The organism is Sphingosinicella soli, assembly GCF_014199685.1.
Taxonomy (GTDB): domain Bacteria; phylum Pseudomonadota; class Alphaproteobacteria; order Sphingomonadales; family Sphingomonadaceae; genus Sphingosinicella; species Sphingosinicella soli.
The window spans coordinates 91,761-100,093 of the sequence record NZ_JACHNZ010000009.1 but is presented as its reverse complement, the minus strand read 5'-3'; the positions used below and the strand labels follow the sequence as shown (position 1 = coordinate 100,093).

The 8,333-nt window shown below is 64.3% G+C and carries 7 protein-coding genes; 6 read left to right on the top strand and 1 reads right to left on the bottom strand.

What is annotated here, in order from left to right:
• The first annotated feature begins 107 nt into the window (after window positions 1-107).
• Window positions 108-572, top strand: a complete 465-nt coding sequence (locus GGQ98_RS05450) for an alpha/beta hydrolase (RefSeq protein WP_341534147.1) — start codon at window positions 108-110, stop codon at window positions 570-572.
• A 235-nt stretch (window positions 573-807) separates the two neighbouring features.
• On the opposite strand, the gene GGQ98_RS05445 is transcribed toward GGQ98_RS05450, so the two are convergent.
• Window positions 808-1,038: a hypothetical protein gene (locus tag GGQ98_RS05445; RefSeq protein WP_184066279.1), complete on the bottom strand. Its 231-nt coding sequence runs from the start codon at window positions 1,036-1,038 to the stop codon at window positions 808-810.
• A gap of 167 nt (window positions 1,039-1,205) precedes the next feature.
• Between GGQ98_RS05445 and GGQ98_RS05440 the strand changes: the two genes are divergently transcribed.
• From GGQ98_RS05440 to GGQ98_RS05420, 5 genes are read left to right on the top strand one after another with little or no spacing between them, the layout of a single operon-like run.
• The gene (locus GGQ98_RS05440; protein ID WP_243451716.1) at window positions 1,206-2,417 is read left to right on the top strand and encodes a TolC family protein; all 1,212 of its coding nucleotides are present in this window, start codon (window positions 1,206-1,208) and stop codon (window positions 2,415-2,417) included.
• A complete protein-coding gene (locus GGQ98_RS05435; RefSeq protein ID WP_184066276.1) occupies window positions 2,414-3,664 on the top strand; it encodes an efflux RND transporter periplasmic adaptor subunit in 1,251 nt (416 codons plus the stop codon). Before GGQ98_RS05440 ends, GGQ98_RS05435 begins: the two co-directional genes overlap by 4 nt.
• Window positions 3,654-6,896, top strand: a complete 3,243-nt coding sequence (locus tag GGQ98_RS05430; protein ID WP_279380218.1) for a CusA/CzcA family heavy metal efflux RND transporter — start codon at window positions 3,654-3,656, stop codon at window positions 6,894-6,896. The genes GGQ98_RS05435 and GGQ98_RS05430 overlap by 11 nt, the downstream gene beginning before the upstream one ends.
• A 16-nt stretch (window positions 6,897-6,912) precedes the next feature.
• Window positions 6,913-7,635, top strand: a complete 723-nt coding sequence (locus GGQ98_RS05425; RefSeq protein ID WP_184066273.1) for a HupE/UreJ family protein — start codon at window positions 6,913-6,915, stop codon at window positions 7,633-7,635.
• Between the two features lie 15 nt (window positions 7,636-7,650).
• Entirely contained in the window at window positions 7,651-8,265 is a 615-nt protein-coding gene (locus tag GGQ98_RS05420) for a transmembrane anchor protein (protein WP_184066270.1), read from the top strand.
• Window positions 8,266-8,333 lie beyond the last annotated feature (68 nt).

The window sequence follows — 8,333 nt, the reverse complement described above, 5'->3', positions numbered from 1 at the left end:
GGCCTCACCCCATATGAATATGTCTGCAAAATATGGTCCGAGCAGCCAAAACGGTTTATCAGAGAACCGCACCATCAAAACGAGGGACTAAACAGGTAAGGGATAATATCGCGCGCTACGGCGGCGATCCCGAGCGAATTTCTCTTTCCGGTCATTCCGCTGGCGGACATCTCGCCATGGAGCTTTTGTTTACCGATTGGGTGGGCAGCTACGGGCTGCCGGAGGATGTCATAAAAAGCGTCTTGTCGATTAGTGGCCTCTATGATCTTCGCCCTTTGCGCGCGAGCTATGTGCAGTCGCATCTTGACCTCTCTGAAAGCGACGCGGTACGCCTGAGCCCGCTTCTCCATGTCCGGCCCACCGAGGTGCCCGTCACATTGGCCGTCGCCAGTAATGACCCTGCGGGGTTTCACGATCAGCTTGATGATATGGTGAAGGCGCTCTGCAGACCGACCTCGGAGCAGGTGCTTCACGTGCCGGCTGATCACCTGTCCATTCTTGACGCGCTTGTTCGCCCTGACGGCACGCTCCTGAAACATGTTCTCACTCACATGGTGCATGCGCGGACCTGATCCGCCTGTCGCGCTGGCCCGTGGCCGTGTTCCGTGGCTTGTCAATTTGAGATGCTCTGGGTAAACGGCAATCGTGCTTGAACTGTTCGCCTCTCGCGCGCATCGCCTTGTCGCCGCACTCTGTGCAGCGCTCATGCTGCTGTACGCCGGTGCGCTTCCTGCAAAAGCGCTGAATGACATCCAGCATGCGTCGTCTGCCACGATCGGCCATGAGCATGCGGCGCCTGGCGCGCTTTCATTCGATGCCGTTCATGAAGACCATGACGCACACCATGATCACGGTGGCGAGGCAGGGCGTGACCAGCCCGGTGATCATCTTGCCGGTGGGCATCACCATCATCACGGCGACAACGGCTCCAGTCTGATATTCCCAAGCCTCGCTCGCCATCTGGATATTGATTATTCGGGAAAAATGCACGGTCTCCACACGGATCGACCAATCGCCGGCCTTGGCGCGCTTGGACAAGAGCGCCCTCCCAGAACCCTGCTGAACGCCTGAGTTCCCGCGCCGCTTCGTGAGGCGTGGGCTGTTTCCACGCCTTTCAGCGAGGCCGTTATCTCATGTTTTTCCGATATCGAGCGTGCTCCGGCGCGCGTGCCGTCCGTAGAGCGCTGCTCTGCGGGGCCATTCTGTTGGCCGCCGCGCCGCAGCCCGCATGGGCGCAGACCTTAACTCTGGACGAGATTCTCTCCCGGGTCACAAGCAGCGACCCTGCGGTTGCTGCCAACGCAGCGAGACTCGAAGCCGTGGATGCCGGCATCTTGCAGGCCGACGTCCGCCCGCGCGACGTGATCGGCGTCGATTTCGAGGATTTTGCAGGCACCGGTGCCTATTCGTCGCTCGACCGGTCGCAAACGACGGGCTGGTACGAGCGGACCTGGGAGCGCGGGGGCAAGCGGGAAGCGCGCATCGGCGCGGCGCGTGCCGATGTCGAAGTCGTGGCGCAGCAGAACAGCGTCCGCCTGCTCGATCGCCTCGCGCGCGTGCAGGCGGCCTGGGTCGAGGCGCTGGCGGCCGAAGCGGCGATACCCGTGGCCGAAGCCCGCCTGGCCGACCTTCAGCACGTCGAACGCGATGTGGCGCAGCGCGTGCGGGGGGCGCTTGATCCAAAGTTCGCGGCCGAGCGGGCGCGGACCAATGTTGCACAAGCCGAGATCGCGCTGGAACAGGCGCGTGAAACAGCGCAGATCGCTCGCGCGAGCCTCGCGGCCTGGTGGGGCGGTTCGAGCGACTTCAAACTTGATCCGGCAACATTCCAGGCGCTGGACGTTCCTCTCCCGCCTCGCAGGGAGTCCGCCGATATCGCGTCTCTCCTCGCGGAACGCGCGGCAGCGGACGCGAAGGTGAAGCTCGCCGAGACCGGTAATGTCTCCGACCCGAACGGTCGCATCGGGCTGCGCCATTTCGGCGATGGCAATGATGTCGCCGTGATGATCGGCGGCTCGATACCGATCGGCGCCAAACGTGCCAATCGCGGCAATGTCATGCGGGCCGAGGCAGAGCGACGCGCGCTGGAAGCGGATATCGCCGTGACGCGCGTCGAGATCGGTCGGGAGATCGACAAGCTCGCCGCCGACCGCGGGCTGATCGCCGCCGAGGTCGGGCGTATCGACGCCGACGTGCTTCCCAGCGCCGAACGCGCGGTGCGGCTGATCCGAGACGGCCTCGCGCGCGGGGGCACGGCCTTCACCTTCCTTGAGTTCAGTCAGGCCCAGACCGTGGCCCACGACGCGCGCGCGCGTCGCGTCGATCTGCTTCGGCGCTTTCATCTTCTGAGCGTGCGCCTCGACCGGCTGGCCGGCCGTCATGCGCCCCTGCTTGCAACCCTGGAGACGGTTCGATGAACACGAAACACCTGTTGAGGGCGCTGCCCCTCGTGGCGGCCGTGCTGCTGGCGTCGTGCAGCGACGGCGCGCCGACTGAGGAAAACAACGAAAAAGCGGCGGTCGCCGCCGGCGAATATGAACGCGGCCCGCATCGGGGCCGGATGCTTCGCGACGGTGATCTTGCGCTCGAGATCACCATCTTCGAAGACGGCGTCGATCCCGAGTTCCGCGTCTATGCCTATCGGAACGACGAGCCGATCAAGCCGTCGGATGTCGAGCTGACGATCGAACTCGGCCGTCTCGGCAATAAGACCGATCGCTTCAGCTTCACCCCGCAGGAAGACTTTCTGCGGGGTAGCGGTGTCGTCACCGAACCGCACAGCTTCGACGTCCGCGTGCAGGCGTCGGAGGGCGGGCGCGATCACAAATGGTCCTACCCCTCCTATGAAGGGCGGACCATCATCACTCCGGAGGCCGCCGAGGCCGGAGGCATCAAGACCGAAGCGGCGGGGCCTGCAACGGTCAGTGATCTTGTCGACATGGGGGGGCGGATCGAGATCACGCCCGAGGGCAAGGGCGAAGTGCGCGCGCGCCTGCCGGGCCTCATCGTCTCGCTCAGCGGCAAGCTTGGGCAGCAAGTGTCGCGGGGCCACGTGCTGGCGCGGGTGGAGTCGAGTCATTCGCTCCAGACCTACGCGATCACCGCCCCGATCAGCGGCACGATCGTGGAGAAGAACGTCAACGTCGGCGATACGACCGGGGACCGTGCGCTATTCGTCGTCGCGGATCCGACCAGTCTGCATGCCGAATTCTTCGTCTATCCAAGGGATGCGGAAAGGATCCGCGTCGGTCAGCCGGTGAACCTCCGCAGCCTGTCGGGCGAGGCGCGCTTCGAAGGCGAGGTCGAGGCGATCCTGCCGACGGCCGACGTCGCGAGCCAGACGATGATGGCCCATGTGCATCTGCCGCCATCGGCCTCGCGTGTGTTCCGCCCCGGCATGGGCGTCGAGGGCAGCTTTGCCGTGGCGCAATCGAACGTGCCGCTCGCGGTGCGGACGAAGGCGATCCAGCGCTTCCGCGACTTCGAGGTGGTCTTCGCGAAGGTCGGCAACACCTACGAGGTGCGGATGCTCGAAATCGGGCGGCGCACGCCTGAGTGGACCGAAGTGCTCGGCGGGCTTGAACCGGGCGAGGTTTATGTCGTCGACGGCGCCTTCCTGATCCGCGCCGACATCGAGAAATCGGGGGCGAGCCATGACCATTGAGACAGAGCCGCTGCAGGGAAAAACGCCCTTGCTCGAGCGGATGATCACCGCTGCGATCCGGTTTCGCTGGGCGATTCTTGCGGTCGTCGTGCTGCTTTGCGCAATCGGCGTCTGGAGCTTCCAGCGGCTGCCCATCGACGCCACGCCCGACATCACCAATGTCCAGGTGCAGATCAACAGCGAGGCGCCGGGTTTCTCTCCGCTCGAAGCCGAGCAGCGCGTGACCTTCCCGGTCGAGACGGCAATCGCCGGTCTGCCGGGGCTGCAATATACAAGGTCGGTCTCGCGCTATGGGCTTAGCCAGGTCACTGCGGTTTTCGAGGACGGCACGAGCATCTATTTTGCCCGTCAGCTCATCAATGAGCGGCTGCAATCGGCACGCGAACAGCTCCCGCCCGGCGTAGCGCCGGAAATGGGGCCAATCGCGACCGGTCTCGGCGAGATTTTCATGTACACGCTCGAAGCCGAGCCGGGCGCGAAAAAACCCGACGGCACCGCCTATACGCCCGAGGATTTGCGGACGTTGCAGGACTGGGTGATCCGGCCGCAGCTTCGCAGCACGCCCGGCGTGACCGAGGTGAACAGCATCGGCGGCTACGAACGCCAGTATCATGTGACCCCGCTTCCCGCACGACTGTCCGCCTATGGGTTGACGCTGGGTGATGTCGTTCGCGCCCTGGAGCGCAACAACGACAATCGCGGGGCAGGTTATGTCGAGCGCTACGGCGAGCAATATCTCGTCCGCACGCCCGGCCAGGCCGCAGGTATCGACGACCTCGGGATGATCGTCGTCAGCAATCGCGGCGGCGTGCCGATCCGCATCGCCGACGTGGCGGACATCAATCTCGGCGAGGAACTGCGTACCGGCGCCGCGACCGAGAACGGCAAGGAAGTCGTGCTCGGTACGGTCTTCATGCTCGCGGGCGAGAACAGCCGCATCGTCGCGCGCGCTGCGGCACAGCGGCTTGAGGATGCCGCAAAGGCGCTTCCGGGCGGCGTGAAAGCCGTACCGATCTACGATCGCACCGATCTCGTCGAGCGCGCGATCTGGACCGTGGAGAAAAACCTTCTCGAGGGCGCGCTGCTCGTCATCGTCGTGCTCTTCCTGCTGCTCGGCAATGTCCGCGCGGCGCTCATCACGGCGGCGGTTATCCCGATCACCATGCTGATGACGATCACCGGCATGGTCCGTGGAGGCGTGTCCGGAAACCTCATGAGCCTCGGAGCCCTCGACTTCGGCCTCATCGTCGACGGGGCGGTGATCATCGTCGAGAATTGTCTCAGGCGCTTCGGCGAGGCGCAACACCGGCTCGGTCGCCTGCTTGATCGGGAAGAGCGCTTCCGCCTCGCGGCTTCGGCAACGTCGGAGGTCATTCGTCCGTCGCTCTTCGGCGTACTGATCATCGCACTCGTCTATGTACCGATCTTCGCGCTGACGGGCGTCGAAGGGAAAATGTTCCATCCGATGGCGATCACCGTCGTGATGGCGCTGAGCGCCGCGCTCATTCTTTCGCTCACCTTCGTGCCGGCGGCGGTCGCGCTGTTCGTCACGGGCAGGGTCGAGGAGAAGGAAAGCCGGCTGATGGTTTGGGCGCGGCGTCTCTATGCGCCCTCGCTCGACAGGGCGATGCGTCTGCGCACGCTTTTCGTGGCGGGCGCGGTCGGGCTCGTGCTCATCTCGGGCCTCGCCGCGAGCCGTATGGGGTCGGAGTTCGTGCCGAACCTCGACGAAGGCGATATCGCGCTTCATGCCCTGCGCATCCCCGGCACCAGTCTCAGCCAGGCGATCAGTATGCAGACCGCTCTCGAGGCACGCATCAAGCAGTTTCCGGAGGTCGACCGGGTGGTGGCGAAGATCGGCACGGCGGAAGTCGCAACCGATCCGATGCCGCCGTCGGTTGCCGACACCTTCATCTTCCTGAAGGACCGGAAGGATTGGCCCGATCCGCGCAAGCCCAAGGCGGAGTTCGTCCGCGAACTGCAGGCGGCCGTCGCCGAAATCCCGGGAAACAACTACGAGTTCACGCAGCCGATCCAGATGCGCTTCAACGAACTGCTCTCGGGTGTTCGGGCCGATGTCGCGGTCAAGGTGTTCGGAGACGATCTCGATACGCTGCTCGAAGTCGGCCAGCAGATCGAGGGCGTCGCGTCGGGCATCGAAGGGGCGCAGGATGTCAGCGTCGAGCAGGTCACGGGTCTGCCGGTGCTGCAGATCACGCCCGACCGCGCGGCGCTCGCACGCTTCGGTCTCAATGTCGCCGATATCCAGGACGTCGTCGCCATCTCCATCGGCGGCGTCGAGGCCGGACAGATATTCGAGGGCGACCGGCGTTTCCCGATCATCGTGCGTCTGCCGGAGGAAGCGCGGGAGCGGATCGACGAGATCGGCCGTCTGCGCATTCCGCTGCCTGCCGTCGGCGCCTCTGCGGCGGAGACGATGGGCGCGGCCTCCGATACGGGGCTGCGCGGCTTCGTGCCGCTTGCGGATGTGGCGAAGGTGGAGGTCGTCATCGGCCCCAACCAGATCAGCCGTGAGGACGGCAAGCGCCGTGTCGTGGTGACGGCCAATGTCCGCGGCCGCGATCTCGGCTCTTTCGTCGAGGAACTGCAGGCGAAGGTCGGCGCCGAGGTCGAGGTGCCTTCCGGCTACTGGATCAGCTATGGCGGCACGTTCGAGCAGCTCATCTCGGCTGCGAAGCGCCTCCAAATCGTGGTGCCGGCTGCAATGCTGCTGATCTTCGGCCTGCTCTATGCGTTGTTCCGTTCGGGCAGGGATGCCGCGATCGTCTTCTCGGGGGTGCCGCTGGCACTCACCGGCGGCGTTGCCGCGCTGCTCGTCCGCGACATGCCGTTGTCGATCTCGGCCGGTGTGGGCTTCATCGCCCTCTCGGGCGTTGCGGTGCTGAACGGCGTCGTGATGCTGAGCTTCATCCGCCAGCTCCGTGAAAGCGGTGCAGGGCTGGAGGAAGCGATCCGCGAAGGCGCGCTCACCCGTCTGCGTCCGGTGCTGATGACCGCGCTTGTTGCCAGCCTCGGCTTCGTGCCGATGGCCTTCAACGTCGGCGCGGGTGCGGAGGTGCAGCGGCCGCTGGCGACGGTCGTGATCGGCGGGATCGTCTCCTCGACGATCCTGACGCTGCTCGTGCTGCCCGCACTCTACCGCATGGTGCACGGCCGCGCTCCCAGGAAGGAAGCGGTCCCACCGATCGAGCCAGCGCGGTCCTTTCAGTAATTCAGGAGATTATTGCATGTTCACTCGCACGATCGCACCCCCGTGGATCTCCACCCGGAGACTCCTGCTCGCCGTCAGTTTGATCCTCCTCACCCTCGCTGCGGGCGCGGAGGCCTGGGCGCATAATGTCGCCGAGGGCGACAAGGGCTATATTCAGGAAAGCACCGGCTTTCTCTTCTGGCCCTTCGTCTATCTCGGCGCCAAGCATATGGTCACCGGCTACGACCATCTGCTCTTCCTCTTCGGGGTCATCTTCTTCCTTTACCGGATGAAGGACATCGGCCTCTACGTGACGCTGTTCGCGATCGGCCATTCGACGACGATGCTGTTCGGCGTCCTGAGCGGCATCAGCGCCAACGCCTATATCATCGATGCGATCATAGGCCTGTCGGTCGTCTACAAGGCGCTCGACAATCTCGGCGCCTTTCAGCGCTGGTTCGGCTCTCAGCCGGATACCAGGGCTGCGACATTGATCTTCGGATTCTTTCATGGCTTCGGCCTGGCAACGAAGATCATCGAATTCCAAATCGCCGACGAAGGGCTGATCCCGAACCTCATTGCGTTCAACATCGGGGTCGAGATCGGGCAATTGCTTGCGCTCGCCGCAATTCTCATCCTCATGGGCTACTGGCGCCGGACCTCGAGTTTCATGCGCCACGCCTTCGCCGCCAATGTGCTGCTGATGACTGCGGGCTTCGTGCTCGTCGGTTACCAGCTCGCCGGCTACGCAATCAGCTAATTCAAAGGAACTCCAATGTTCAATTCCCAGCGCCCCCGCCTCGAAGATTTGCCGACCACCCGCCAGCTCCTTCGCGCAACGGGCCTCGCCATCGTCGGTGCCGGTGCGATTCTGGTCGCGATCGTTCTTCCCGGCGAATATGCGATCGACCCGACCGGCATCGGACGACAGCTCGGCCTGACGAAGATGGGCGAGATCAAGGCCCAACTCGCGGAAGAAGCGTCGCGTGATGCCGTGTCCGAAACCATCGCGCCCGCGACCACGGCCGCGCCGGATGTGGTCGAAGCCGCAACCGCCGCTGCGCAGCGGTCAGACACGATGACGCTTAGCCTTGAGCCCGGCCAGGGCGCCGAGATCAAAGCGAAAATGGCGAACGGTGCGCGCCTTGCCTTCGACTGGTCGGTGGAAGGCGGTCATGTCAATTTCGACACGCACGGCGATCCTGAAAATGCACCGCGCGGTTTCTATCACGGCTACGGCAAGGGCCGTGAGTCGACCGGCGAGAAGGGCGAACTCGTCGCCGCTTTCAACGGCACACATGGCTGGTTCTGGCGCAACCGCTCGGGAAGACCCGTGACCATCACCCTGCGTACCGAAGGCGCGTACAGCGAAATCCGCCGCGTCGTCTGAGGACGCAGGCCTGACCTCGCTTGGCATGGCCATGCCGGGTCGATTTCGATAGATGGACTGCCGACGCG

Coding starts and splice junctions, on each gene's coding strand:
- GGQ98_RS05420 (WP_184066270.1), top strand. CDS start 7,651: ATGTTCAATTCCCAGCGCCCCCGCCTCGAAGATTTGCCGACCACCCGC.
- GGQ98_RS05435 (WP_184066276.1), top strand. CDS start 2,414: ATGAACACGAAACACCTGTTGAGGGCGCTGCCCCTCGTGGCGGCCGTG.
- GGQ98_RS05425 (WP_184066273.1), top strand. CDS start 6,913: ATGTTCACTCGCACGATCGCACCCCCGTGGATCTCCACCCGGAGACTC.
- GGQ98_RS05430 (WP_279380218.1), top strand. CDS start 3,654: ATGACCATTGAGACAGAGCCGCTGCAGGGAAAAACGCCCTTGCTCGAG.